The sequence below is a fragment of the Ruegeria sp. BHSC043 genome (assembly GCF_059612985.1).
Map to the genome: position 1 here is coordinate 1 of NZ_JBXWRS010000020.1, position 23,432 is coordinate 23,432.

The 23,432-nt window shown below is 63.3% G+C and carries 22 protein-coding genes; 11 read left to right on the forward strand and 11 right to left on the reverse strand.

All coding sequences use genetic code 11. From position 1 onward, the window contains the following. The 5 genes from bioA to AC2FMM_RS17105 form a co-directional block, all read right to left on the reverse strand. On the reverse strand, window positions 1-1,212 hold a 1,212-nt coding region (bioA, locus tag AC2FMM_RS17085; protein ID WP_496797221.1), incomplete at its 3' end, for an adenosylmethionine--8-amino-7-oxononanoate transaminase. Then, a complete protein-coding gene (gene bioD, locus AC2FMM_RS17090) occupies window positions 1,209-1,829 on the reverse strand; it encodes a dethiobiotin synthase (protein ID WP_496681487.1) in 621 nt (206 codons plus the stop codon). The genes bioD and bioA, both read right to left, overlap by 4 nt. Continuing rightward, a complete protein-coding gene (locus AC2FMM_RS17095) occupies window positions 1,826-2,956 on the reverse strand; it encodes an 8-amino-7-oxononanoate synthase (protein WP_496797222.1) in 1,131 nt (376 codons plus the stop codon). The genes bioD and AC2FMM_RS17095 overlap by 4 nt, the downstream gene beginning before the upstream one ends. After that, complete coding sequence (bioB, locus tag AC2FMM_RS17100; RefSeq protein ID WP_093963112.1) at window positions 2,953-3,933, reverse strand: biotin synthase BioB; 981 nt, start codon at window positions 3,931-3,933, stop codon at window positions 2,953-2,955. The genes AC2FMM_RS17095 and bioB overlap by 4 nt, the downstream gene beginning before the upstream one ends. 102 nt (window positions 3,934-4,035) lie before the next feature. Next, complete coding sequence (locus AC2FMM_RS17105) at window positions 4,036-5,571, reverse strand: sulfatase-like hydrolase/transferase (RefSeq protein ID WP_496797223.1); 1,536 nt, start codon at window positions 5,569-5,571, stop codon at window positions 4,036-4,038. Between the two features lie 200 nt (window positions 5,572-5,771). On the opposite strand from AC2FMM_RS17105, the gene AC2FMM_RS17110 reads away from it, so the two are divergent. Genes AC2FMM_RS17110 through AC2FMM_RS17125 form a run of 4 tightly spaced genes read left to right on the forward strand, consistent with a single transcriptional unit; the run spans window position 5,772 to window position 9,688 of the window. Continuing rightward, a complete protein-coding gene (locus tag AC2FMM_RS17110; protein WP_496797224.1) occupies window positions 5,772-6,896 on the forward strand; it encodes an ABC transporter permease in 1,125 nt (374 codons plus the stop codon). Window position 6,897: 1 nt separating this feature from the next. After that, a complete protein-coding gene (locus AC2FMM_RS17115) occupies window positions 6,898-7,713 on the forward strand; it encodes an ABC transporter ATP-binding protein (protein ID WP_496681497.1) in 816 nt (271 codons plus the stop codon). A 5-nt stretch (window positions 7,714-7,718) separates the two neighbouring features. Continuing rightward, window positions 7,719-9,035, forward strand: coding sequence for an MlaD family protein (locus AC2FMM_RS17120; protein ID WP_496681499.1), 1,317 nt, complete (start codon window positions 7,719-7,721; stop codon window positions 9,033-9,035). Further along, window positions 9,032-9,688, forward strand: coding sequence for an ABC-type transport auxiliary lipoprotein family protein (locus tag AC2FMM_RS17125; RefSeq protein ID WP_496712348.1), 657 nt, complete (start codon window positions 9,032-9,034; stop codon window positions 9,686-9,688). The genes AC2FMM_RS17120 and AC2FMM_RS17125 overlap by 4 nt, the downstream gene beginning before the upstream one ends. 9 nt (window positions 9,689-9,697) lie before the next feature. On the opposite strand, the gene AC2FMM_RS17130 is transcribed toward AC2FMM_RS17125, so the two are convergent. Together AC2FMM_RS17130 and AC2FMM_RS17135 are read right to left on the reverse strand one after the other, a co-directional pair. Further along, window positions 9,698-10,801 (reverse strand): FMN-binding glutamate synthase family protein, encoded by a 1,104-nt coding sequence (locus AC2FMM_RS17130; protein WP_496797225.1) that lies wholly within the window; start codon window positions 10,799-10,801, stop codon window positions 9,698-9,700. Between the two features lie 11 nt (window positions 10,802-10,812). Then, complete coding sequence (locus AC2FMM_RS17135; RefSeq protein WP_496797226.1) at window positions 10,813-11,277, reverse strand: hypothetical protein; 465 nt, start codon at window positions 11,275-11,277, stop codon at window positions 10,813-10,815. A 203-nt stretch (window positions 11,278-11,480) separates the two neighbouring features. On the opposite strand from AC2FMM_RS17135, the gene AC2FMM_RS17140 reads away from it, so the two are divergent. Next, the gene (locus AC2FMM_RS17140) at window positions 11,481-11,849 is read left to right on the forward strand and encodes a fluoride efflux transporter FluC (RefSeq protein ID WP_496685272.1); all 369 of its coding nucleotides are present in this window, start codon (window positions 11,481-11,483) and stop codon (window positions 11,847-11,849) included. Then, a complete protein-coding gene (locus AC2FMM_RS17145; protein ID WP_496797227.1) occupies window positions 11,846-12,208 on the forward strand; it encodes a fluoride efflux transporter FluC in 363 nt (120 codons plus the stop codon). Before AC2FMM_RS17140 ends, AC2FMM_RS17145 begins: the two co-directional genes overlap by 4 nt. A 6-nt stretch (window positions 12,209-12,214) precedes the next feature. Here the strand turns inward: AC2FMM_RS17145 and AC2FMM_RS17150 are convergent, their stop codons facing one another. The 4 genes from AC2FMM_RS17150 to AC2FMM_RS17165 are packed head-to-tail and all read right to left on the reverse strand — an operon-like array spanning window position 12,215 to window position 16,212. Then, window positions 12,215-12,541, reverse strand: a complete 327-nt coding sequence (locus tag AC2FMM_RS17150; protein ID WP_496797228.1) for a cytochrome o ubiquinol oxidase subunit IV — start codon at window positions 12,539-12,541, stop codon at window positions 12,215-12,217. Then, window positions 12,534-13,166, reverse strand: a complete 633-nt coding sequence (locus AC2FMM_RS17155) for a cytochrome c oxidase subunit 3 (protein WP_496712343.1) — start codon at window positions 13,164-13,166, stop codon at window positions 12,534-12,536. The genes AC2FMM_RS17150 and AC2FMM_RS17155 overlap by 8 nt, the downstream gene beginning before the upstream one ends. Next, window positions 13,163-15,253 (reverse strand): cbb3-type cytochrome c oxidase subunit I, encoded by a 2,091-nt coding sequence (locus AC2FMM_RS17160; protein ID WP_496797229.1) that lies wholly within the window; start codon window positions 15,251-15,253, stop codon window positions 13,163-13,165. The genes AC2FMM_RS17155 and AC2FMM_RS17160 overlap by 4 nt, the downstream gene beginning before the upstream one ends. Next, on the reverse strand, window positions 15,250-16,212 hold the full coding sequence (locus tag AC2FMM_RS17165; RefSeq protein ID WP_496797230.1) for a cytochrome ubiquinol oxidase subunit II: 963 nt from the start codon (window positions 16,210-16,212) through the stop codon (window positions 15,250-15,252). Before AC2FMM_RS17165 ends, AC2FMM_RS17160 begins: the two co-directional genes overlap by 4 nt. A gap of 130 nt (window positions 16,213-16,342) precedes the next feature. On the opposite strand from AC2FMM_RS17165, the gene AC2FMM_RS17170 reads away from it, so the two are divergent. The 5 genes from AC2FMM_RS17170 (at window position 16,343) to AC2FMM_RS17190 (ending at window position 23,361) form a co-directional block, all read left to right on the forward strand. Then, a complete protein-coding gene (locus AC2FMM_RS17170) occupies window positions 16,343-17,575 on the forward strand; it encodes a lytic murein transglycosylase (protein WP_496681522.1) in 1,233 nt (410 codons plus the stop codon). Window positions 17,576-17,993: 418 nt separating this feature from the next. Next, on the forward strand, window positions 17,994-19,622 hold the full coding sequence (locus tag AC2FMM_RS17175) for a peptide ABC transporter substrate-binding protein (RefSeq protein WP_496712339.1): 1,629 nt from the start codon (window positions 17,994-17,996) through the stop codon (window positions 19,620-19,622). 68 nt (window positions 19,623-19,690) lie between these two features. Next, window positions 19,691-20,614 carry an oligopeptide ABC transporter permease OppB gene (oppB, locus tag AC2FMM_RS17180; protein WP_170367374.1) on the forward strand — a complete coding sequence of 308 codons (924 nt, stop codon included), beginning with the start codon at window positions 19,691-19,693 and terminating at the stop codon, window positions 20,612-20,614. A gap of 10 nt (window positions 20,615-20,624) precedes the next feature. Continuing rightward, the gene (locus AC2FMM_RS17185; protein ID WP_496681526.1) at window positions 20,625-21,554 is read left to right on the forward strand and encodes an ABC transporter permease subunit; all 930 of its coding nucleotides are present in this window, start codon (window positions 20,625-20,627) and stop codon (window positions 21,552-21,554) included. A 1-nt stretch (window position 21,555) separates the two neighbouring features. After that, window positions 21,556-23,361, forward strand: a complete 1,806-nt coding sequence (locus AC2FMM_RS17190) for an ABC transporter ATP-binding protein (protein WP_496797231.1) — start codon at window positions 21,556-21,558, stop codon at window positions 23,359-23,361. The last annotated feature ends 71 nt before the right edge of the window (window positions 23,362-23,432 follow it).

A 23,432-nucleotide genomic window follows, 5' to 3' on the forward strand; every position in this document is an offset into this window, starting at 1 on the left:
CGGCATGCAATAGATGTTGCGCGCGAAGGGTCGCAGCCAGACCCCGCTTTCCGAAGCCCGCCGATGGGCGATGCGCGGATCGACCGTGTGCTCCATCTCGATCACGCCGATGGCGCCCAGCACCCGAACATCGGTGACGCCGCGCAGGCCGCGCGCCGGCTCCAGTTCGGCCTTCATCTGCGTCTCAATGGCCCGCACACGGGACTGCCAGCCGTTGTCTTCAAGCAGCCCCAGGCTGGCGATGCCGGCGGCGCAGGCCAGCGGATTGGCCATGTAGGTTGGGCCGTGCATGAACACGCCGGCCTCGCTGTTGCCGATGCCATAAGCCACCTGTTCGGTGGTCACCGTTGCGGCGAACGAGATATGCCCCCCCGTCAGCGCCTTGCCCAGGCAGATGATGTCCGGCGTCACCCCCGCATAGGTGGTGGCAAAGAGCTCTCCGGTCCGGCCGAACCCCGTGGCGATTTCATCGAAGATAACCAGAACGTCATGGGCCTGACACAATGCCTTGGCCCGGCGCAGCCACTTGGGGTGATAGAAATACATGCCGCCCGCGCCCTGCACGACCGGTTCAAGCACCAGCGCAGCCAGCCGGTGCGCCTTGTCCCGCAGCAACTGTTCCAAGGCGTCGAGCCCGTTCTGCGCGGAGTCCTCTGGCCAGTCATCGCCCAGACGGACGGACGGGCGCGGCAGAAAGTGCTGGATCGACAGCGCGCCGCGGAACAGCCCGTGCATGCCGTTGACCGGGTCGCAGACGCTCATCGCCTTCCAGGTGTCGCCGTGATAGCCGCCACGGATCGTGGCGAACTCGACCTTGTCGGTGCGGCCATGAGCCATCTGGAACTGCACCGCCATCTTCATCGCCACCTCGATCGAGACCGAGCCGCTGTCGCAATAGAAGATCCGGTCCAGCCCCTCGGGCAGCAGGGCCACCATCTTGCGGCCCAGATCAATGGCGGGCCGATGGGTCAGGCCTCCGAACATGACATGGGGCATCCGGTCCAGCTGCTGCTGCATGGCGGCTGTGATCGCCGGGTGACGGTGCCCATGGATGGCGCACCACCACGAGGACATGGCGTCGATCATCTTCACCCCATCCTCGCGGTACAGATACACGCCCTCGGCCCGGTCGATCAGATGCATCGGGCCCGGGTCGGCCACGTTCGTATAGGGGTGCCATAAGTGGCGGGCGTCAAACTCGAGCGGGGTCACAGGGCACCTCGGATCGTGTCCATGTCGATCGCCTCGAACGCGCGGCGCAGGGTGGCGGGTGTCAGATTCTCGATCCGGCCGAGGCGTCCAACGTGGGGCACCTGCGACATCTGGGCGATGGTCTGTTCGACCTCGGGTTCGGGGTCTCCGATGAAGGCCACACCGACCACCGGGCAACCGGCGCCGCGCAGCGCCATCAGCGACAGGGTCGTGTGGTTGATCGTGCCCAAGGCCGTTCGGGCCACCAGAATCACGGGTGCTTGCCAGCGGGCGAACAGGTCAAGGTAATAGGCCTGCCGGGTCAGCGGCACCATGACACCCCCAGCCCCTTCGACCACCAGCGGGCCATTGGTCTGCGGCAGGGTCAGTCGGTTCAGGTCGATCTCGACCCCCTCGGCCTCGGCCGACAGGTGCGGCGAGGCGGGCAGGTTCAGCAGATACGCCTCGGGCAAGACCGGTTGGCCGGACAGGCGCGCCACGATCTGGCTGTCGGTCTCTTCCTCAAGCCCCGATTGCACGGGCTTCCAGTACTGCGCGCCAAGGGCCGCAGTCAGCCCGGCGGAAAACACGGTCTTGCCGACACCGGTGTCGGTTCCGGTCACGATCACTGTGGTCATGCGGTTCCTGCCTGTTCTTCGGCGATGGCCTCAAACACCGCCGTGATGTCCTGCGCGCCGACGTTGCCGGTGATCGAGACCCGCAGTCGCGAGCTGCCTCGTGGTACGGTGGGCGGGCGGATGCCGCGCACGTCAAACCCCATCTGCTGGAGTTCCGCCGCGCGATCCATCGTGGCCGCGTCCTCGCCCACGATGACGGGCATGATCTGGCTGTGAAATCCGGTCAGACCGCACAGGCGTGCGGCTTCGGCATGGGCATGGGCCATCCGGTCGCGCGCGGCCAATGTCAGGCCCGGGTCCTGTCCGACGGCCCGCAACGCGCCCCGCACGATGGCGGCGTCCAATGGCGACGGGGCTGTCGCAAAGATGAACGGCCGTGCCCGGTTGATCAGGGTGTCGATCATTTCACGCGGCCCGCAGATCAACCCGCCGCTGGCGCCCAGCCCCTTGCCGCAGGTGTGCAGTGTCAGCATCTCGGCGTTCAACCCATGGGCCAGTCCCTGCCCGTTCGGGCCGAAGACGCCCGTGGCGTGGGCCTCGTCCACCACCAGCACTGCCTTCTCGGCTCGGGCCAGTTCGGCCAGGGCGTTCAACGGGGCCAGATCGCCCTCCATCGAATAGACGCTTTCGACCGCTATCCAGACCTGGCCCGTGCCGCCTTGCGCACGCCAATCGGCCAGCACCGCGCGGGCCGCCGAAATGTCGTTATGCGCAAAGCCACGGATCTCGGCCCGACCCAAGCGCATCCCTTCATGCGCGCTGGCATGGACCAACTCGTCATGCAGGATCAGATCCCCGGCCGCCGGCAGGGTCGAGAAAATGGCTTGATTGGCCTGAAACCCGCCGCCCATGTACAGCGCCGCCTCGGCGCCGAAAAAGGCGGCGGCCTCGGCTTCCAGCGCCTCATGCTCGGGGTGGTTGCCGCGCAACAGGCGCGATCCGCCGGAACCCAGCGGAACGCCCCGGTCCAGCGCGTTCTGCGCCGCACGTTTCAGAACATCGGACCCGGCCAGGCCCAGATAGTCGTTGGATGCGAAATCCAGCCCAGTGCGGGGCGCAAGCCTGCGCAGCCGATGGCGCGTTTCCAGCACCTTCAGCGCATTGCCCAGCCTTGCGATCGCTGTCATTCGGCCGCGTCCACGCGGGCCTCGGACTCCGCCTCCATCGGCTGGATGCCCAGCTTGGCGAACAGGATCGCGTCCTTGCTTTCCTCGGGGTTCTCGGCGGTCAACAGCGTGTCGCCGGCAAAGATCGAGTTGGCACCGGCAAAAAAGCACATTGCCTGCATCTCGTCGCTCATGTCGCTGCGGCCAGCGGACAGGCGGACATGGGATTTCGGCATCATGATCCGCGCCAGCGCGATGATGCGCACGAAATCGATCGGATCGACCGGCTTGGCGTCGGCCAGCGGGGTATCGGGTTGCGGCATCAGCATGTTGATCGGCACCGAATCCGGCGGCTCGGGCAGGTTGGCCAGCGTGACCAGCATGTCGATCCGGTCCTCGCCGTTTTCGCCCATGCCCAGAATGCCGCCCGAGCAGACCTTCATCCCCGCCTCGCGCACGCGGTTCAGCGTGTCGATCCGGTCGGCAAAGGTGCGAGTGGTGATGACCTCGGGGTAGTAACGCTCGGACGTGTCGATGTTGTGGTTGTAATAATCCAGCCCGGCATCGCGCAGCTGCACCACCTGAGTGTCGTCCAGCATACCCAGGGTCATGCAGGTTTCCATGCCCATCGCCTTGACACCCTGAATCATCGCCACCAGCGCATCCATGTCGCGCGCCTTGGGCTCACGCCAGGCGGCGCCCATGCAGAACCGGGTCGAGCCGGACTCGCGGGCCTTGCGGGCCTCGGCCAGAACGCGTTCGACCTCGATCAGTTTCGAGGCGCTCAGCTTGGAGCCGTTGCGCGCGGATTGCGAGCAATAGGCGCAATCCTCGGCGCAGCCGCCGGTCTTGATCGACAGAAGCCGCGACATCTGCACCTTGTTGGGGTCAAAATTCTCGCGATGTACGGTCTGCGCCCGATACAGAAGATCCATCAGCGGCAGGTCATAGATGGCCTGAGCGGTTTCGCGGGTCCAGGTGTTCGATGTAGCCGACATTTTATAGATAATTTTTCCCGATGATTCAGATCTACTCGGGTTTATCAATAAAGCCGGAAAACGCAACATCCGCGATGTCACAGGGGGTGGAACTGGCGTGGGTCAGGAATAGCGCCGCACCGATCTCGGACCATCCGGCGTGATTGAATGCAACGAGAGTGTATGGTCCATGTTGCGCATCCGGTGGCGCAGCATCTGGCGCGTCAACCGCGCAAGGTCCGACGCGAATTCGGGCTTGTGCGCGACATTCTCGGCCTCGCCCTTGCCATTGTGATCGAACAGCAGGGGCGGCAGGTCAGCGGCGAATTCCACCAGTGAAAACCGCGCATCCCGCAGGATGCTCAGGCACGAGTCGCTGTGCCCGGTCCCCAGACGCCTCTGCCAGACGGTCGGGTGTTCGGGGTCGGAAAAATCCAGCTCACTGAAAGAATGGCTGCGCCAGTCCGCCGGTGTCTGGCCGCGCAGAAGCGGCAGCAGGGAACGCCCGTCCATCGAATTCGGGATGGCCTGCCCCACCCAATCCAGAATGGTAGGCGCGATGTCGATGGATTCGGTCGGAACGTCGACACGCAGCCCCGCATTCCTCGCGTTGCCCGGCGCGCGGATCACCAACGGCGTGTGATAGGCCGCGTCATAGACCGACATCTTGCCCCAGGCATGGTGGTCGCCCAGCATCTCGCCATGATCGGCGGTGATGACGATCAACGTGTCATCATATTGGCCGTTATCTTTCAAAAACCGCAGCACCCGACCGATGTGATAGTCGACCTCACTCGCCAGCCCCAGATAGACGGCGCGCAGTGTCTGGGTGTTCGGATCGGTCGGTGACACCTCGGCAAAGCCATGTACGCAGTCACCCGGCCCGCAGCTTTCCAGTGCCGGGCCAAAGAACGGATGAACGGCGGCTTCGGCATCGGGCGATTCAAGACGCGTCGGCAGGGGCAGCGACGCCGGATCATACATGCGGTTGTACGGCGCCGGCGCAACCAGCGGCGGGTGCGGGCGGATATAGGTCAAGTGCGCGAACCAGCCGGGCTTTCGATACGACGCGATCTCGTTCAAAAACGAGTCGGTCAGGAATGCCGTGTCACTGTCTTCGGCGCTGTAAGGGGCCGGATCATTCAACCGAGGCACGGACCCGTCCTGTGAAACCGGCTTGTAGAGGTCCCAATAGTTGTCGAACTCATATCCCTTGCGCAGCAGGTGCGATTGCCAGGGAAAAGATTCCTCGAGCCGCATTTCGACGACCTCGTGAAAGCCGTTCATCGGGTTTTCGTAGGTCTTTACCGCCGGGTCGTTCGGGTGATGCACCCTCGGGTCGGCCGAGGTGTCGGTATAGCCGAACAGCTGCGGCAGGTATCCGGCCTTGCGCATTTCGGTGGCGATGTTTGGCGTATCATGCCGCAGCGGCGTGCCGTTGCGCACCGATCGGTGGTTCATGGCATATTGTCCGGTCAGCAGCGACGCCCGCGACGGCCCGCACGGGTTGGTGACCGAGAAATGGCGGGTGAACGTGACGCCCTCGGCCATGAAGCCGCGCAGGTTTGGCAGATCGACGTGGTCGGCCAGCGCCCCGGTCAGGCAGTCGGCACGCAACTGATCGATGATGATGAACAGGACATTTCCCCTTCGCCGCATTCCGAACCACCCTGTCTGGATCCCGTGTTCCGTCCGAAGGCGACTGTGTCTGCGATCCTTGGTCCGGGCAACCGATTCCGTCGGTCAGGCGAGATTTTCCGACGGCGCGGCAGCCCCTGAAGGACACGCCCCACGCCCAGTTTCACCTCATGTGCAAGAAAGCCGTTGCAGCAGGGGGCCGTTTCCCATCTGATACCCACATGACACAGCCCTCGATTGCATTGGAGCAGGTCAACGACGACCTGCGGATCGCCGTTTCGGGTGAGATGGTGACCCAATCGCTGGAGTCGGTGGAAAAGGGATTTCGGTCTCTTCCCCCCGACGCGAGAAGCATTGTTTTCGATCTTTCCGGGCTCAAGGCGCTGGACACCGGAGGCGCCTGGCTGATCTGCGATCTGGCGCGGCGAGCCTCGGCGGCGGGCGCAACCGTGACTTATGAAAACGTCTCGGCCACGCAATCGGCGCTGCTTGAGACCGTCGCGCAGAACATCGCAACCGAGATACCGGCAGAGGCCCCGCCGCGCGGCTTCGTGCCCTGGCTGGAGTCTCTGGGCCGGAGGACGGTCGGGGCCGGGCGCGACACGGCGTCGATGCTGGGCTTTCTGGGCCTGACGCTGCATCGGCTGGCGCGCACGTTGGTCATGCCGTGGCGTCTGCGCCGGGCCGCGCTGGTGTCGCAGATGGAGGAAACCGGGCTCAAGGCGCTGCCCATCGTGGCGCTGATGGGGTTTCTGATCGGCGTGGTTCTTGCCTTTCAGGGGGCAACCCAGTTGAAACAGTTCGGCGCCGAGATCTTCGTGGTCGAGCTGATCTCGATCTCGGTTCTGCGCGAATTGGGCGTCCTGCTGACCGCGATCATCGTGGCGGGCCGGTCGGGCTCGGCCTTCACCGCCTCGATCGGCTCGATGAAGGTGCAGGAGGAGATCGACGCCATGCAGACGCTGGGCCTGGACCCGATCGAGGTTCTGGTTGTCCCGCGGGTGCTGGCGTTGCTGATCATGCTGCCGATCCTAGGCTTCGTCGCCGACATTGCCGGCCTGTTCGGCGGCGCCTTGATGAGCTGGATCGATCTGGGCGTCAGCCCCGGCATGTTCGTCACGCGCCTGAAGGAAAACACCGATGTCTGGCACCTGGCAGTCGGCCTGATCAAGGCTCCGTTCTTTGCCGTGGTCATCGCGGTGATCGCCTGTTGGCAGGCGATGCAGGTCAAGGGCTCTTCCCAGAGCGTGGGGCAGCGGACGACATCATCGGTGGTACAGGCGATCTTCATGGTGATCGCCATCGATGCGCTGTTTTCCATCTTCTTCTCTGAGGTGGGCGTCTGACATGGATGGCGCAATCCAGCAGCAGGACACCAAGGCAGAGGCACAGCGCGAGGCGGTGATCCGGGTGCGTCACCTGCGCAACCAGTTCGGCCCGCAGGTGGTGCATGATGACCTGAACCTGGATGTCTGGCGCGGCGAGGTTCTGGGCATCGTCGGCGGGTCGGGCACCGGCAAATCGGTCCTGTTGCGCACCATCGTCGGGCTGAACAAGCCCGCCGCCGGCAGCATCGAGGTGCTGGGCGTCGACGTGCTGAACGGCCCCGAGGCGGACCGTCGCCGGATCGAGAAACGCTGGGGCGTGGCCTTTCAGGACGGCGCGCTGTTTTCATCGCTGACCGTGTTGCAGAACGTGATGGCGCCGCTGCGCGAACATACGGGCCTGAGCGAAAGCCTGATGCGCGCGCTCGGCAGCCTCAAGATCAGCCTTGTGGGCCTGCCACAGCTGAGTTGCGGCAAGTTTCCGTCCGAGCTGTCGGGCGGGATGCGCAAACGGGCGGCACTGGCGCGCGCGCTGGCGCTGGACCCCGAGATCGTGTTTCTGGACGAACCCACCGCCGGGTTGGACCCGATCGGGGCGGCGGCCTATGACGAACTGATCGGCGAATTGCAACAGGCCTTGGGGCTGACCGTTTTCATGGTCACCCATGACCTCGACAGTCTTTACGCCATCTGCGACCGCGTCGCGGTGCTTGCGGAAAAACGCGTTCTGGTCGAAGGTCCGATAGACGAGATGACCAAGGTCGATCATCCTTGGGTGCAGGAATACTTCACCGGCCCCCGGGCCCGCGCGGCGCAGCAGAAGGGGCACGACAGGTAGAGGCGATGGAAACCCGGGCGAACTACATCCTGATCGGCACTTTCACGCTTGTGGGTATCCTCAGCGCGTTCGGCTTTTTCCTGTGGCTGGCCAAGTTCGAGGTGACCCGGCAATACGCCTACTACGACGTGTTGTTCGACAATGTTTCGGGCCTGTCGGCGGCCGGGGGCGTCAACTACAACGGTCTGCCCGTGGGCCAGGTGATCTCGCTGGATCTGGACGATGACGACCCCTCGAAGGTGCGTGTGCGCCTTGAAATCGACGCCGACATTCCCGTCACCACGGATACCATCGCGCAATTGCAGTCGTTGGGGGTGACGGGCGTTAGCTATGTCGAACTGTCGGGGGGGTCGCCCGATGCAGAGCGCCTGCCGCAGTTCAGCGTCATCAAAAGCAAACGCAGCGCGATCCAGTCGCTGTTCGAAGGCGCGCCAAAGGTGCTGGACGAGGCGGTGACCCTGCTGGAAAACCTCAACGCCGTTGTCGATGACGACAACCGCAAGGCGGTGGCCGACATTCTGGACAACCTCGCCTCGGCCTCGGGGCGGCTGGACAAGACGCTGACCGATTTCGAAACCCTCTCGGGCGATCTGGGCGGAGCGGCAAAGGAGATTGGTGCCTTCACCCAGCGGCTGGACCAGCTGGCGGATACGGCCGAAACCACGCTGACCACCGGGACTGACACGCTCAACAGTGTCAAGACCGCCGCGGAATCCGCAAAAACCGCACTGGATGGTGTCAACAAGACGCTGGCCACGGCCGATCAGGTGCTGGAACAGGATATCCGGCCCTTCATCGCGCAGGGGTCTGAATTGGCGGACCGGCTGATCGGGCTGTCGGATGAGGCAGGGGTGACCATGACAACCGTCAACAACACCTTCGCGAATGCCAACCAAACGCTCGACTCCGTCACCTCGGCGATGGAAACGGCCAAGGGCACGCTGACCTCGGCCGAACGCGCCTTCGACTCGGCCAATCGTGTCATGGACGAAGACGTGGCCGCCGTGGCCGCCGATATCCGCACCGCAGCCAACCAGGTGGCCGAGACCGTGTCGAACGTCACCGAGCGGATCGACGCGATTTCCGCCGATATCCTCAGCGCCTCGCAATCGGCGTCGGACCTGCTGGGCACGATCGACGGCATTGTGCAGCAGAACCGTCGCCAGGTGTCGGACTTTCTGCGGGTGGGCCTGCCCCAGTTCGTGCGCTTCGTCGAAGAATCCCAGCGCCTTGTCGTTGGCCTTGATCGGCTAGTGGACAAGCTGGAACGCGACCCGGCCCGGTTCCTGCTGGGCACACAGGCATCGGAGTTTCGCCAATGATCAGAGCAGCAATCGTCGCGTTGGGCCTGGCAGGGTTGACCGGCTGCACCGGGTTGGGAACGCTGAAGCAGGCCTCGAAACCCAACGATCTGTACTTGCTGACGCCCAAAAGCACGTTCTCCAGTTCGCTGCCACGTGTGGGTAAGCAGATCGTCGTGCAGGAGCCGACGGCCACAGCCGCGGTCAACACCGACCAGATCGCGGTGCAGCCGACGCGCCTGCAGGTGCAATACCTGCCGCGCGCGCGCTGGGTCGACAGGGCACCGCTGATCGTGCAGGCCCTGATGGTCGAGAGCTTTGAAAACAGCAACCGTGTTGCGGCCGTGGGCCGCTCGACCGTCGGTCTGCGGGCGGACTATGTGATCGTTCCAGACCTGCGCGAATTCCAAGGAATCGTCGTCGGAGACACCGAAGATTCCACCTCGGTCAAAATCGAAGTTCGCCTCAACATCAAGATCATCGACGAGTTCGAAGACAAAATCATCGCCTCGAACTCGTTCCAGCGCGACGTGATTGCTGCCAGCGACCAGACACCCGACCTGGTCGCTGCCTTCGATCAGGCCCTCGGCAGCACGATGCGGAACGCTGTTGAATGGAGCATCCGCAAGATCCACGCCCATGCCGCCAGCAACCCGCGACCGTCGCTGAACTAGGCCCGGGTGTCAGAACTGCGCGGGTGAGGCACGGGCCCAATCATCGGCGAATTCGGCAGGAATGTCGGCACCCAACAAGGCGCCGTCCTCGAGAAAGGTATAAAGCTGGGCATAGGACCACTCGCGTTCGTCCGCCGTCCGGCGAAAGATGTCGGACGGGCGCAGATCCGACACCCGTTCCTTGCCCATGGCGCCCAGGATTTCGCGGAAGCTTTCCAGCGTCGCATCGTGGAACCGGTGCACGCGCTTGCGCTTTTGCGGGACATTGACCGCGCGGCCGCGCACCGGGTCCTGTGTGGCCACCCCCGAGGGGCAGCGGTTGGTGTTGCAATGCAGCGCCTGGATGCAGCCCACCGCGAACATCATCGCCCGCGCCGCGTTGCACATGTCGGCCCCCAGGGCGCATTTCTCGATCATGTTATACCCGGTGGCCACCTTGCCCGAGGCGATCACCCGGATCTTGTCACGCAGCCCCACGCCACGCAGGCTGTTGTCGACGAAGATCAACGCCTCGTTCAGTGGGGTTCCCAGGCGATTTGTAAATTCCACTGGGGCAGCGCCGGTGCCGCCTTCGGCTCCGTCCACGGTGATAAAATCGGGCAGGATGCCGGTTTCCAGCATGGCCTTGCAGATCGAAAGGAATTCGGATTGCGCCCCGATGCACAGCTTGAAGCCGACGGGCTTGCCGCCGGACAGGTCGCGGAGCTGTTGGACGAAATTCAGCAACCCGGTCGGGCCGTCGAAGGCCGAATGAACCGGCGGCGAGATCACGTCCTGGTGCACCGGCACGCCGCGGGTCACGGCGATTTCGGCATCCACCTTGGCCGCAGGCAGCACGCCGCCATGCGAGGGCTTGGCCCCTTGCGACAGCTTGATCTCGATCGCCTTGACGACCTCCATCCGCGCCCGTTCGGCGAACTTGTCCTTGTCGAACCCGCCCTCAGGGGTGCGGCAGCCGAAATAGCCGGTGCCGATCTGCCAGATGATGTCACCGCCCTCGGCCAGGTGATGGGGCGACAGGCCGCCCTCGCCCGTGTTGTGGGCAAAACCGCCGTCGCGCGCGCCGCCGTTCAGCGCCCGGATCGCATTGGCGCTGAGCGCACCGAAGCTCATGGCCGAGACGTTCAGACGCGACGCCAGATAGGGTTTTCACATTGAGGCCCGCCAAGCAGGATGCGTTCCTCGCTTTCCGGCACCTCCTTGGGGGCCAGCGAATGGTTGGCGCGGTGGTACCCGACCTTGAGGATGTCGTACTGCGTGCCGAAGGCCTGCGTATCGACCTGCCCCTTGGCCCGGGAATAGACCAGAGACCGCACGATGCGGTTGAACGGGCGGCCGCTTTCGTTGGTTTCCACGAAATATTGCCGGATCTCGGGGCTGACGAATTCCAGCATGTAGCGGAAGTGCCCCAGAACCGGATAGTTGTTCAGCACGTTGTGCCGCGTGGTCAGCAGGTCATAGAGACCAACCAGCGCATAAGGCACCAACAGGACCAGCAGCCAGAAAGCAGGCGGCCAGAACAGCCCCAGAATGACCGTCAGCGGCAACGCGACAAAGGTCACGGCAAAGTAGATCCTGCGTACGATCATCCTGCTCTCCCTCATGATCTTCGGCCGATCGTGGAAAGCTTGTCACGCGATTGCAAGCCTTTGTGCGGATCGCGCGGCCTGTCTTGCGCCATCGTGATCGCCCTTGAGCCTGATGGGCACGCCCTTTATCCATGCGCAGACACGCAGGAACAGGGACAGACGTCTTGGCCAGAGCGCAGGCTGCCATAGCGGGACGACCGCTGATGTATGCCGCCGTATTCATCGGCGGCGCGGCGGGGTCGATCCTGCGCGAACTGTTTGCGCTGGAGATCCCCGGTGCGCCACTGCTGACGGCCACGTTCGGCATCAACGTGGCGGCCTGTTTCGTGCTGGGCTGGCTGTATGCGATCCGCACCCGTGTGCATGCCCATGTGCTGCATCTGGGCGCTGTGGGTTTCTGCGGCGGGCTGTCGACCTTTTCCTCGTTCGTCGCCGAGCTGGAGCGCTTCGCCGAAACCTCGGGCTGGGTGGTGCTGATACCGCTGGCGGCCGAGATCTCCGCCGGACTGGGCGCGGCGATTCTGGGCGAGGCCATCGGCCGTCGCAGGTCGGCCCGAGGGTTCGGCGGATGACCGATCTGCACTTGCACTTGATGTTCGGGCTGGGCGGCGGGCTGGGCGCCGTGCTGCGCCATTGGGTTACACGCGCGGTCACCCATGACCTGCCGGTGGCAACTCTGATAGTGAACGTGGGCGGCAGCCTGCTGTTGGGGCTTTGGATCGGGTATCTGGGCGGCACCGTCGATCTGGCCGAAGATCAAAGGCGCCTTGTCTTCGGCTTCTGCGGCGGTTTCACGACCTTTTCCAGCTTTGCCTGGCAGTCGCTGGAACTGCGGCGCGAGCGCACCATCGCGACCGCAGCCGCAAACATCCTGCTGAGCGTCGGCCTGTGCTGGCTGGCCCTGTGGCTGGGCCTGTGGGCAACGCGCTGAGCGCGCTCACATGACGGGCATATGCATCCGCATCGCCAGATTGCCCAGAATCCAGACCGTTCCCCCGATTATGATCAGAAGAACCAGCGTCGAGAACAACACCAGATCGAGATCCTCGCGGCTGCTGCGGCGACGGTCGATATGCAGGAAATAGATCAGCTGCACGATCAGCTGCGCCAGCCCGAGCAGGCCGATCGTCAGATAGACGCCAGGGGTTTTGATGCCGAACCAATGCGCCGTGCCAAACATGCCCAGCGTCAACAAAAGCGAGCCACCATACCCGATCGCATAGCGCCGCCGCTCGCGCCGGTGCAGTTCGGAATGTCTATCCATAAGTCAGCCCTCCGAAATAGACGATAGTGATGATGCCGATCCAGATCAGGTCGAGAAAATGCCAAAACAGCGCCAGCCGGACCATGCGCGAGATCACCAGGTCGGTCATCCCCATGACCCGCAGTTGAATGCCCAGCACCACCAACCACACGCAGCCTGCGGCCACATGCAGACCGTGCAGAGGCACCAGCCCGTAGTAGGCGGACAGGAAACCGCTGCGCTGTGGGATGCCGCCCTTTTCCACCATCGACATGAAATCGCGGATCTCGAGAACCAGAAAACTCAGCCCCAGCAGTAGTGTGACCCCGAACCACAAAACGATCCGGCCGCGCGGCAGGTTGTATTTCAGCGCCAGCATGGCCAGTCCAACGGTCAGGCTGCTGGTCAGCAGGATCAGCGTCTGGGCAAAGATGCTGTACAGATCAAACAGCGCGTGCGGGCCCGGACCACCGGCCTGTGCGTCTATCATGGTGATGTAGACGCCGAACATCAGCCCGAAATAGACCAGATCGCTCATCAGAAAGACCCAGAAACCGAAGGTCACCACCTCGGTCGCCTTGTGGGCCCCGGGCCTGCCTCGGCCCAGGTTCAGGCCCGGATAGCTGTGGGTTGGTGCAGGCCTCATGTCGTCGCCTCCAGATCCGGTCGGGCAAGCCCGGTGTTTTCTGGCGCGCCTTCATGATCCCTGTTTACAGGGGTCGCGTTGCGGACCAAGTCCAGCCAGGCCTCGTGCTGCCTGCGCACGTCTTCGGCCGCAACAACCTCCTCGGTATCGGTCTGAAAGGTCCAAAGGATGAACGACAGGATCATCATCACGCTCATCAGCGCCGCCAGCCACCAGATCCACCAAACCAGCGCAAACATCCACACACCGCTAAGCACGCAGAGTACGAAACCGATGCTGGTGTTGCGCGGCATGGTGATGTCCTCGTATCGGTCGGGGTGCGGGTAGGCCTCGCCGCGTTCTTTCGCGGCGGCGAAATCGTCACGGTCCGTGACAAGCGGGATGATCGCGAAATTGTAACGCGGCGGCGGGGCCGCGATCGACCATTCCAGCGTGCGGGCGTCCCAGGGGTCGCCAACCGGAACGCGGCTCTGTTCGCGGTTGCGGATGCTGACCCACAGTTGCACGACGATCGACAACAGCGCGGCCAGAATAACCAGCGCTCCGATGACGGCCGCGATCATGTAGGGATGAAAGTTCGGGTCCTCCCAGCTGTAGGACCTGCGCGGCATACCCATCAGACCCACCACATACAGCGGCAGGAAGGTCAGCATAAAGCCCACCGTCCACAGGACGACTGAAATCCGCCCCCAGGCTTCATCCAGGCGAAAGCCGAAGGCTTTGGGGAACCAATAGTTGTAGCCCGCCAGCAAGCCGAACAGGACACCCGGCAGCAGCACGTTGTGAAAATGCGCGACCAGGAACAGCGTATTGTGCACCTGATAGTCGACGGTCGGATTGGCCAGGATCACCCCGCTGAGCCCCCCGATCACGAACAGCATCAGAAAGGCCAGCCCGTACAGCATCGGCACCGAGAACCGGATGCAACCACGATAAAGTGTGGCCATCCAGTCATAGACCTTAACGCCGGTGGGAATTGCGATCAGCATCGTGGCAATGCCGAAGACCGCGTTGATCAGGGCGTTTTGGCCCATGGTGAAGAAATGGTGCAGCCAGACGGTGAACGACAGCACCGCGATCGACATGGTCGCGATCACCAGCGAAGTGTAGCCATAGAGCCGCTTGGCCGAGAAGGTCGCGAAGACTTCGGAAAAGATGCCATAGGCCGGCAGAACCAGCAGATAGACCTCGGGGTGGCCGAACAGCCAGAACAGGTTGGCATAGTTCATCATGTTGCCGCCCAGGTCATTGGTGAAGAAATGGAAATTAAGATACCGGTCAGCGGCCAGCAGCAGCGCCGCTACCCCCAAAGGCGGCATTGCGAACACGATCAGGATCGAGCTGCAGATGATCGTCCAACAATACATGGGCAGCCGCATGAAAATCATCCCGGGCGCGCGCAGCTTGTAGATCGTGACGGCAAAGTTGATCCCCGTCAGCGTGGTGCCGATACCCGACACCACGATCGCCCAGATCCAGTAATCCGGCCCCACACCCGGATTGAAGGCCGCGCCGGTATAGGGCGGATAGGCCGTCCAGCCGCCGGTGGAAAACTCGCCCACCACCAAGCTGACCATCAGCATCATCCCCGCCGAAACCGTCAGGCCGAGGCTGATCTGGTTCATCACCGGAAAGGCCACGTCGCGCGCGCCGATCATCAGCGGGACAAGGAAATTCGCCAGTCCGAACACGAAGGGCACCGCCACGAAGAAGATCATGATCGTGCCGTGGGTGCTGAACAGCTCGGCAAAGTGTTCGGCCTCGAGGAATCCCTCGCCCGGCCCGGCCGCCTGTTGGGCACGCATCACGACGCCTTCCAGAACGCCGCGCGCCAGCATGACGATGGCAAAGACGATATACATGATGCCGATTTTCTTGTGATCCGCGCTGGTCAGCCAGTCGCGCCACAGCGGCCCCCACAGGCGAAACCACGTGAGCAGCCCCAGAACCAAGACCACACCGACGATCACCACGCCCGCCGCCGCGTTGGCGACGATCTCGTTCGTGTTGGGATCTTGAATCAGCCCGGTGATGGGGAATGCTTCCCAGATCAGACGACCGAAGAAACCGGACTCGGCAGCTGTCATGGCTTGCCCTCCTGCCCGTACTGGGCGGTTCCCGGTTGCTGATCCTCAGGCAATGGTTGCCCGTTGTGATACCGGTCCAAAACGCTGTGGAACAGATCGCCATCATCCAGACGAAAGTACAGCGCATTGTCCGGCATCTGCGCGGTGCCGAGCGCGGCCTGAACTTCGTCCCGGTCGGTCCGCATGGCCAACGTCCGATAGGTTGCCGGGTCCAGAACGATTCCGTTCTGCCCAACCCGGTCAACCCATGCGTCGAAGTCCGGGGGCGACATCGCGACCGTCTGGAACTTCTGCTTGGTAAATCCGCGCCCGTTGTACTGGGTGTTTTCGCCCTGCATCCGGCCCGGGACATCAGCCACAAGATGCAATTGGGTCATCATGCCGGGCATGGCATAGATCTGCCCCGCCAGGGCAGGAACCATGAAGGATTGCATCACTGTGTCCGTCGTCAGCGTCAAGGCGACCTGACGCTGCGTGGGAATCCCGAATTCACCCACCGTCGCGATGCCCAGATCGGGGTAGATGAACAGCCATTTCCAATCCAGCCCCACCACCTGAACGCGCAGAGCCGGTTCATCGCCGAACGCGGCCGCGTAGGGGTCCAGCTGGTGGGTCGCCTTCCACAGATAGAAGGACAGCAGCGCCACGATTACCACTGGCACGCCCCACATCGCGGTTTCGAGCAGGGGCGAAAACTCCCATTTGGGCCGATAGGTAGCCGGGCTTTGCGCGCGACGGCGATAGCGCAGAGCGATCAGGGGAACCAGAACCAGAACCGGAATGACCGCAACCAGGATCAGCGCGGTGGCGCGCAACAAATGAACCCTCTGGGCCTGGGCTATCGGGCCTTGCGGGTCCAGAAAGCTATTACTGGCCAACCCAGGATGGGCGGCGACCGCCCAGACCGTGATCGCGATCAGCGTCGCTCGTACTGCCGGGGTCGTCGGTTCTCTGGCCACGTCAGATTGCCTTTTGTTCCCGCTGGTTTCGGCAACTATCGGCAGAGTTGACCGACTTCACAAGAAATTTCAGGCAAACTATCGGTATGAGTTGACTTGGGTCGCGGGGTGGAGACACTCGGAACCTGCCATGCGTGTGCTGTTCGTCATCCTCGGCCTGATCTGGGCCACCGCCGTTCCGGCGCTGGACAGGGCCGCCGTGGAACAACAATTCCAGGCCTGGCTGAGCACCGAACTCTGGCCCTTGGCCCGGGGCGAGGGCGTGTCGCGCCGCACGTTCCAAAACAGTCTGAACGGCGTCAGGATCAACTGGGATCTGCCGGATCTGGTGCCGCCCGGAACCACACCAAAGACGCCCAAGACGCAGCGCCAGGCCGAATTCGGCGCACCGGCGCGTTATTTCAACGCCAACACGGTGCAAGGCACCGCCGCGGCCGGGCGCAGGATGGCCAAACGCCATGCAGCGACCCTGCGTCGGGTCGAGGCGGACACAGGCGTGCCCGCACGCATCATCCTTGCGATCTGGGGCCGCGAAAGCGGGTTCGGGCAGGTGCCCATCCGGCATGATGCCTTTCAGGTGCTGGCCACCAAGGCGTTCATGAGCACGCGCGCGGCGTATTTCACCGACGAGCTGATCGCCGCCCTGCAGATCGTCGAGGCCGGCCACGTAAGCGGCCGGGCGATGAAAAGCAGTTGGGCCGGCGCTCTGGGCCAGCCGCAATTCATGCCCAGCAGTTTTCTGACCTATGCCACCGACGGCAATGGCGATGGGCGCGCCGATATCTGGAGGTCGGCCGAAGACACGATCGCCTCAATCGCTGCCTACCTTGAACGACATGGCTGGGTGCCCGGCCGCGACTGGGGGTTCGAGGTGACGGTGGATGCGTCAGTGTCCTGTGCGCTGGAGGGCCCCGATCAGGGTCGCCCGATCCGCGACTGGGCCGCGATGGGCATCACCCGCGTCTCGGGCCGACCCTTTCCCCCGCACGAGCTGCTCGGCGAAGGATACCTGATGATGCCAGCGGGCCGCCACGGGCCGGCCTTCATCGTGACACCCAATTTCTACGTTCTGAAGGACTACAACACCAGCGACCTCTATGCCCTGTTTGTGGGCCATGTAGGCGACCGCATCCAGTATGGCGTGGGCGATTTCAAGGGGCGCTGGGGCAAGATTGACGGCCTGTACCGGTCGGACATCGCAGCCATGCAGAAAGCCCTGATCGCCATGGGGCATGACGTGGGCGGTGCCGATGGCCTGCCGGGATACAAGACGCGCCGGTCGATCGGCCGCTGGCAAGAGGCGACAGGCCAGCGCCCCACATGCTTTCCCGACGCGCGGATGAAATCGCGGTTGCGCCCCTGACCGCGGGCGATTCGCCGAATTCGGCGAAAACGGGTCGCGATACTCTGCCGAAACAGGCCGCTTCACAGGCGGAATTCCGAGCAGCCTGGGCACGAAAATATCCCAGCGACAAACGCCATCGTTACAAAATTTCGGCGACCTCGCGTCACGAAGTTTCTTTCTACCTTTAGGCGATCCGGGTTCATGGGAAGGCTTTAACCCTGCCCAAAATAGTGGCACGGTCTTGCACAGCGAGAGGAAGCTCTTGCATCCACTTCACCGACTGCAATCCACAAAGCTGCGACGCAGTGTTCCTTGCGAATTGGCACAATCCAAAATCGAAAAGAACCGGGTCCCAGCGGATGTCGGGCAACCAGGGCCGCCGGACGCCATCCCACGGGGATGCGCAGACCGCCGCCACAATAAATGGGAGAAGATCATGAACACCATCCTTCGAAACTCGGTGGCGGGCCTGCTGTGCTCGACCTTCATCACCGGTGCCGCGCTGGCCGCAGGCACCCATCCGGTCACCGGCGAGCCGCTGGCCGACGACCAGACCTTTGTCTACCGCGTGCTGGACGAGCACAGCTCGGTCGACCCGCAGGTGGTCGAGGACGTGTCGGGCGCCGAGATTGTCCGCGACCTGTTCGAAGGTCTGATGAACCAGGACGAGAACGGCAACCTAGTTCCGGGCGTGGCGACCGGCTATACCACCAACGAAACCAAGGACGTGTACACCTTCACCCTGCGCGACAACGCCAAGTGGTCGAATGGTGACCCGGTCACCGCGCATGATTTCGTATACGCTTGGAAGCGCGCCGTCGATCCGGCGCTGTCCTCGCCCTATGCGTGGTTCATGGAACTGATGTCGATCGAGAACGCCGCCGAAATCATCGCGGGCGAAAAGCCGGTCGACGATCTGGGCGTCAAGGCGATCGACGACCACACGCTGGAAGTGAAGCTGAGCGCGCCGCTGCCCTATTTCCCGCAGATGACCACGCATTCGACCACCTTCCCAGCCCCGCGGAAGGTTATCGAGCAGTTCGGCGATGAATGGACCAAGCCCGGCAACATCGTGTCGAACGGCGCCTATGTCCTGACCGAGCACCTGCCCAACGAACGCTCGGTGCGCGAGCGCAACCCGATGTACTGGGACAACGACAACACCATCATCGACAAGGTCGTGGCGCTGGTCATCAACGATGAAAACGTGGCCCTGACCCGTTATCTGGCCGGCGAGCTGGACCGTACCGAGGTGCCCGCAGGCCAGTTCCCGCGCCTGAAGAAGGAATACCCGAACGAGGCGATCAGCTTCCCGCGCCTGTGCAACTACTACTACACGTTCAACCTGTCCGACGGCGGCCCCGAGGCCTTCAAGGACCCGAACGTGCGTCAGGCTCTGTCGCTGGCGGTTGACCGCAAGATCATCACCGAGAACATCCTGGCCGGAGGTCAGCCCGAAGCCTACACCTTCGTGCCCGAAGCCACCGCAGGGTTCACCCCGCCGGTCGTCGAAATGGCGACGATGACGCAAGCCGAGCGCGACGAGCTGGCCAAGGAACTGCTGGCCGAGGCCGGGTACGGCCCCGACAACCCGCTGACCTTCTCGATGGTCTACAACACCTCCGAGGCGCACAAGAAGGTCGCCGTGGCCCTCAGCCAGATGTGGAAGCAGAAGCTGGGCGCGCAGGTCGAGCTGGCCAACATGGAATGGAAGATCTTCCTGGAAGAGCGCGGCAACCAGAACTTCGAGCTGGCCCGCGGCGCATGGTGCGGCGACTACAACGAAGCCTCGACCTTCCTGGACCTGCTGCAGTCTGATTCCGGCTATAACGACGGCAAGTACAGCAACCCGAAGGTGGACGAGCTGCTGGCCCAGGCCAAGACCTCGGATGATCCGGCCCCGCTGTACACCGAGGTCGAGCGGATCATAGCACAGGAAACCCCTGTGATCCCGATCTACCACTATGCCGGCGTCTACATGATGGACAGCGACGTGGGGAACTGGCCGGTGAATAACGTCGAGCAGAACTGGTACTCGAAAAACCTCTACAAGATCGCCGAGTAATCATCATCCTTTGATCGCGCCCTGCCCCGGACATGCTCTGGGGCAGGGCCAATAATTGGGGGCATGAAATGCTTGCCTATGTCATCCGGCGACTGCTGATCGCCGTTCCGACGATCCTGTTGCTGATCGTCGCCAGTTTCTTTCTGATGCACTTCGCGCCCGGCGGGCCCTTCACCTCTGAGCGGCCGTTGCCGCCGCAGGTTCTGGCCAATATCGAGGCGCGCTACGGGCTGGACCAGCCGCTGTGGAAACAGCTTTGGGACTATCTGTACAACATCGTGGTGCATTTCGATTTCGGCCCGTCCTTCAAGTTCAAGGACCGCGACGTGAACGACATCATCGCGCAGGGCTTTCCGATTTCGCTGACCTACGGGATGCTGTCCTTCATCGTGGCTACGCTGGTGGGCGTCGGGCTGGGCATCGCCGCCGCGATCCGCCACAACAGCTGGATCGACTATTTCGCCGTGGGTCTGGGCATCGCCGCCCAGGCGCTGCCGAACTTCATCATGGGCCCGATCCTGATCCTGACTTTCACCCTGTGGCTGGGCTGGCTGCCGGGCGGCGGCTGGAACGGGGGTCAGTGGCAATACCTGATCATGCCCGTGATCGCGCTTGCGACCTCGTACATGGGCTCGATCGCGCGGATCACCCGGTCGTCTATGCTCGAGGTTCTGAATTCGAACTTCATCCGCACCGCTCGGGCCAAGGGCCTACCGACCCGCACTGTGATCTGGCGCCACGCGCTGAAACCCACGCTGCTGCCGGTGGTGTCCTATCTGGGCCCGGTCTTCGTTTATGTACTGACCGGATCGGTGTTTGTGGACATCTACTTCTCGACCGGCGGGCTGGGGCAGGCCTATGTGGGTTCGGCCCTGTCACGCGACTATGCGGTGCTGCTGGGGGTCACGATACTTTATGGCGTGCTGACCGTTCTGGTGAACCTGCTGACTGACCTGGCCTATGCCTGGTTCGATCCGAAAATCCGGTACTGAGGGGCAATCCATGCTTGGAAAATCACAAAAAGCCGCTCGGCTGGCCGAGACCATCACCGATCACACCGCCATCCAGGGCCGGTCGCTGTGGCAGGACGCGCGGATGCGTTTTGTCCGCAACAAGGCCGCCATGGCCAGCGTGTTCATCTTGGGCTTGATCGTTCTGTTCACGATCATCGGGCCTTACTTCGCCGTCTGGAACAACGAGGAAATCGACTGGGCCGTCATGGGCGACGTGGCCGGCATGGGGATGCCGTCCATCGAAACCGGCCACTATTTCGGCGTCGACGATCTGGGGCGCGACCTGTACAGCCGGGTCATCCAGGCCACCACCACCTCGTTGCTGGTGGGCCTGGTCGGGGCGGCCACCGCGCTGATCGTCGGCACCTGCTACGGCATCGCCGCCGGTTACATCGGCGGGCGCGTCGACAGCGTGATGATGCGCTTTGTCGACATCCTGCTGGCCATTCCGGCCACGCTGGTCATCATCCTGCTGCTGGTTGTGGCGGGGCGGTCTTTCTTCATGCTGTTCATCGCGCTGGGTGCGGTGGGCTGGCTGACCATGGCGCGGATCGTGCGCGGCCAGACCCTGACCCTAAAGAACCGCGAGTTCATCGAAGCCGCCCGCGCCGCCGGTGTCAGCGAGTTCACCATCATGTACCGCCACATCCTGCCCAACCTGCTGGGCGTGGTGATCGTCTATGCCTCGCTGCTGGTGCCCGAGATGATCCTGACGGAAAGCTTCATCTCGTTCCTGGGGCTGGGGATTTCCGAGCCCTATACCTCGTTGGGTCGTCTGATCGCCGAGGGCGCCGGAACCATGGGTTACGGCACGTTGTGGCAACTGATGTACCCCCTGGCATTTTACGTCACCATCATCATCACGATGTTCTTCATCGGCGATGGCCTGCGTGACGCACTGGATCCGAAGGACCGCTGACATGAGCCTGCTTTCCGTAAAGAACCTGAGCGTTCAGTTCGACACGCCCGATGGGGTGGTCGAGGCCGTCAAGAACATCAGCTTTGACATCGCCCCGGGCGAATGCCTGGGCATCGTCGGCGAAAGCGGGTCGGGCAAAAGCCAGACCTTCATGGCCGCGATGGGCCTGCTGCCGCCGGCGGGCCGGGCCACCGGGTCGGTGCTGCTGAACGGGCAGGAAATTCTGAACCTGCCCGTGAGCAAGCTGAACCAGATCCGCGGTGCCGATGTGGGCATGATATTTCAGGACCCGCTGACCGCGCTGACCCCGCATCTGCGGATCGGCCAGCAGATGCGCGAAGTGCTGAGCGTACACGAAGGCCTGCAGGGTTCGGCCGCGCGGCAACGGTGCCTGGAATGGCTGGACCGCGTCCGCATCCCCGAGGCCGCGCGCCGTCTGGACCAGTTCCCGCACGAGCTTTCAGGCGGGATGCGCCAGCGGGTGATGATCGCCATGTCGATGCTGTGCAATCCCAAACTGCTGATCGCAGACGAACCGACCACCGCGCTGGACGTGACCGTTCAGGCCGACATCCTGGATCTGATGGTGCGTCTGCAAAAGGACGAAGGCACGGCCATCGCCCTGATCACCCATGACATGGGCGTCGTGGCCCGCATGTGCGACCGGGTGCAGGTCATGCGCCTGGGTGAGTTCGTCGAGGCCGGTGACACGCGCGAGATCTTTCACGCGCCCAAGCACGACTATACTCGCACCCTGATCGAGGCCATGCCCCGCATCGACGCGGGCGATGCGCCCAAGGCGGTGGAGACCGACGAGGCCCCGCTGCTGAGGGTCGATGACGTCAAGGTGCATTTCCCGATCCACGTTCCGGGCGGCATTTTTGGCCACAAGGTGCCGTTGAAGGCGGTGAATGGGGTCAGCTTTGACATCCGCAAGGGTGAAACCCTGGGCGTGGTCGGTGAATCGGGCTGCGGCAAGTCTACCCTCGCCCGTGCCGTGCTGCAGCTTATCGAGCCGAGCGCCGGCAATGTCAGCTGGCTGGGCCATCCGATCGTCGGGCTGAAACGGGCCGAGCTGAACAAGTACCGCAAGGACCTGCAGATCGTGTTCCAGGACCCGCTGGCCAGCCTGGACCCGCGGATGACGATTTCTGCCTCGATCGCGGAACCGCTGAAAACCTATCGCCCCGACCTGACCGAGCGCGAGCGCAAGCAGATGGTCGCCGAGATGATGGAACGGGTCGGCCTGAACGCCAACATGATCAACCGCTACCCGCACGAGTTGTCGGGCGGGCAGAACCAACGCGTGGGCATCGCCCGGGCGATGATCAACAAACCCAAGCTGATCATCTGCGACGAGGCGGTCTCGGCGCTGGACGTGTCGATCCAGGCGCAAATCGTGCAGCTGCTGAAGGAACTGCAGAAGGAGTTCGGGCTGTCGATGATCTTCATCAGCCACGACCTGTCGGTGGTGCGCGCGGTGTCGAACCGGATCATGGTTCTGTATCTCGGCCGCATCGTCGAACTGGGCGATGGCGAGGTGATCTGCTCGAACCCGGTTCATCCCTATACGCAATCGCTGATCTCGGCGGTTCCGATCCCGGACCCGGATGTCGAGCGCAGCCGCCAGCGGTTGAAACTGCCGGGCGAGTTGCCCTCGCCGATGGATCCCAAGGCGGCGCTGCGGTTCCTGCCCAGCCGTCTGGCGGCGGGTCAGACCGACTATGTTCCCAAGCTGACCGAGGTTGCCCCGGGGCATCTGGTGGCCGAGCACGACCCGCTGGATGCCATTCTGGGCCAGACCTGATCGCCGCCCCCCAAAGCCGGAACTTCGGCTTAGGGGGTTCGTCCGCTTGCCTTGTTACCGGGCCCATAGCG

Bases quoted from the DNA above. Each gene is read 5' to 3' on its own strand.
- bioD (WP_496681487.1), bottom strand. From the start codon at position 1,829: ATGACCACAGTGATCGTGACCGGAACCGACACCGGTGTCGGCAAGACC.
- AC2FMM_RS17095 (WP_496797222.1), bottom strand. From the start codon at position 2,956: ATGACAGCGATCGCAAGGCTGGGCAATGCGCTGAAGGTGCTGGAAACG.
- bioB (WP_093963112.1), bottom strand. From the start codon at position 3,933: ATGTCGGCTACATCGAACACCTGGACCCGCGAAACCGCTCAGGCCATC.
- AC2FMM_RS17105 (WP_496797223.1), bottom strand. From the start codon at position 5,571: ATGCGGCGAAGGGGAAATGTCCTGTTCATCATCATCGATCAGTTGCGT.
- AC2FMM_RS17110 (WP_496797224.1), top strand. From the start codon at position 5,772: ATGACACAGCCCTCGATTGCATTGGAGCAGGTCAACGACGACCTGCGG.
- AC2FMM_RS17115 (WP_496681497.1), top strand. From the start codon at position 6,898: ATGGATGGCGCAATCCAGCAGCAGGACACCAAGGCAGAGGCACAGCGC.
- AC2FMM_RS17120 (WP_496681499.1), top strand. From the start codon at position 7,719: ATGGAAACCCGGGCGAACTACATCCTGATCGGCACTTTCACGCTTGTG.
- AC2FMM_RS17125 (WP_496712348.1), top strand. From the start codon at position 9,032: ATGATCAGAGCAGCAATCGTCGCGTTGGGCCTGGCAGGGTTGACCGGC.
- AC2FMM_RS17130 (WP_496797225.1), bottom strand. From the start codon at position 10,801: ATGAGCTTCGGTGCGCTCAGCGCCAATGCGATCCGGGCGCTGAACGGC.
- AC2FMM_RS17135 (WP_496797226.1), bottom strand. From the start codon at position 11,277: ATGATCGTACGCAGGATCTACTTTGCCGTGACCTTTGTCGCGTTGCCG.
- AC2FMM_RS17140 (WP_496685272.1), top strand. From the start codon at position 11,481: ATGTATGCCGCCGTATTCATCGGCGGCGCGGCGGGGTCGATCCTGCGC.
- AC2FMM_RS17145 (WP_496797227.1), top strand. From the start codon at position 11,846: ATGACCGATCTGCACTTGCACTTGATGTTCGGGCTGGGCGGCGGGCTG.
- AC2FMM_RS17150 (WP_496797228.1), bottom strand. From the start codon at position 12,541: ATGGATAGACATTCCGAACTGCACCGGCGCGAGCGGCGGCGCTATGCG.
- AC2FMM_RS17155 (WP_496712343.1), bottom strand. From the start codon at position 13,166: ATGAGGCCTGCACCAACCCACAGCTATCCGGGCCTGAACCTGGGCCGA.
- AC2FMM_RS17160 (WP_496797229.1), bottom strand. From the start codon at position 15,253: ATGACAGCTGCCGAGTCCGGTTTCTTCGGTCGTCTGATCTGGGAAGCA.
- AC2FMM_RS17170 (WP_496681522.1), top strand. From the start codon at position 16,343: ATGCGTGTGCTGTTCGTCATCCTCGGCCTGATCTGGGCCACCGCCGTT.
- AC2FMM_RS17175 (WP_496712339.1), top strand. From the start codon at position 17,994: ATGAACACCATCCTTCGAAACTCGGTGGCGGGCCTGCTGTGCTCGACC.
- oppB (WP_170367374.1), top strand. From the start codon at position 19,691: ATGCTTGCCTATGTCATCCGGCGACTGCTGATCGCCGTTCCGACGATC.
- AC2FMM_RS17185 (WP_496681526.1), top strand. From the start codon at position 20,625: ATGCTTGGAAAATCACAAAAAGCCGCTCGGCTGGCCGAGACCATCACC.
- AC2FMM_RS17190 (WP_496797231.1), top strand. From the start codon at position 21,556: ATGAGCCTGCTTTCCGTAAAGAACCTGAGCGTTCAGTTCGACACGCCC.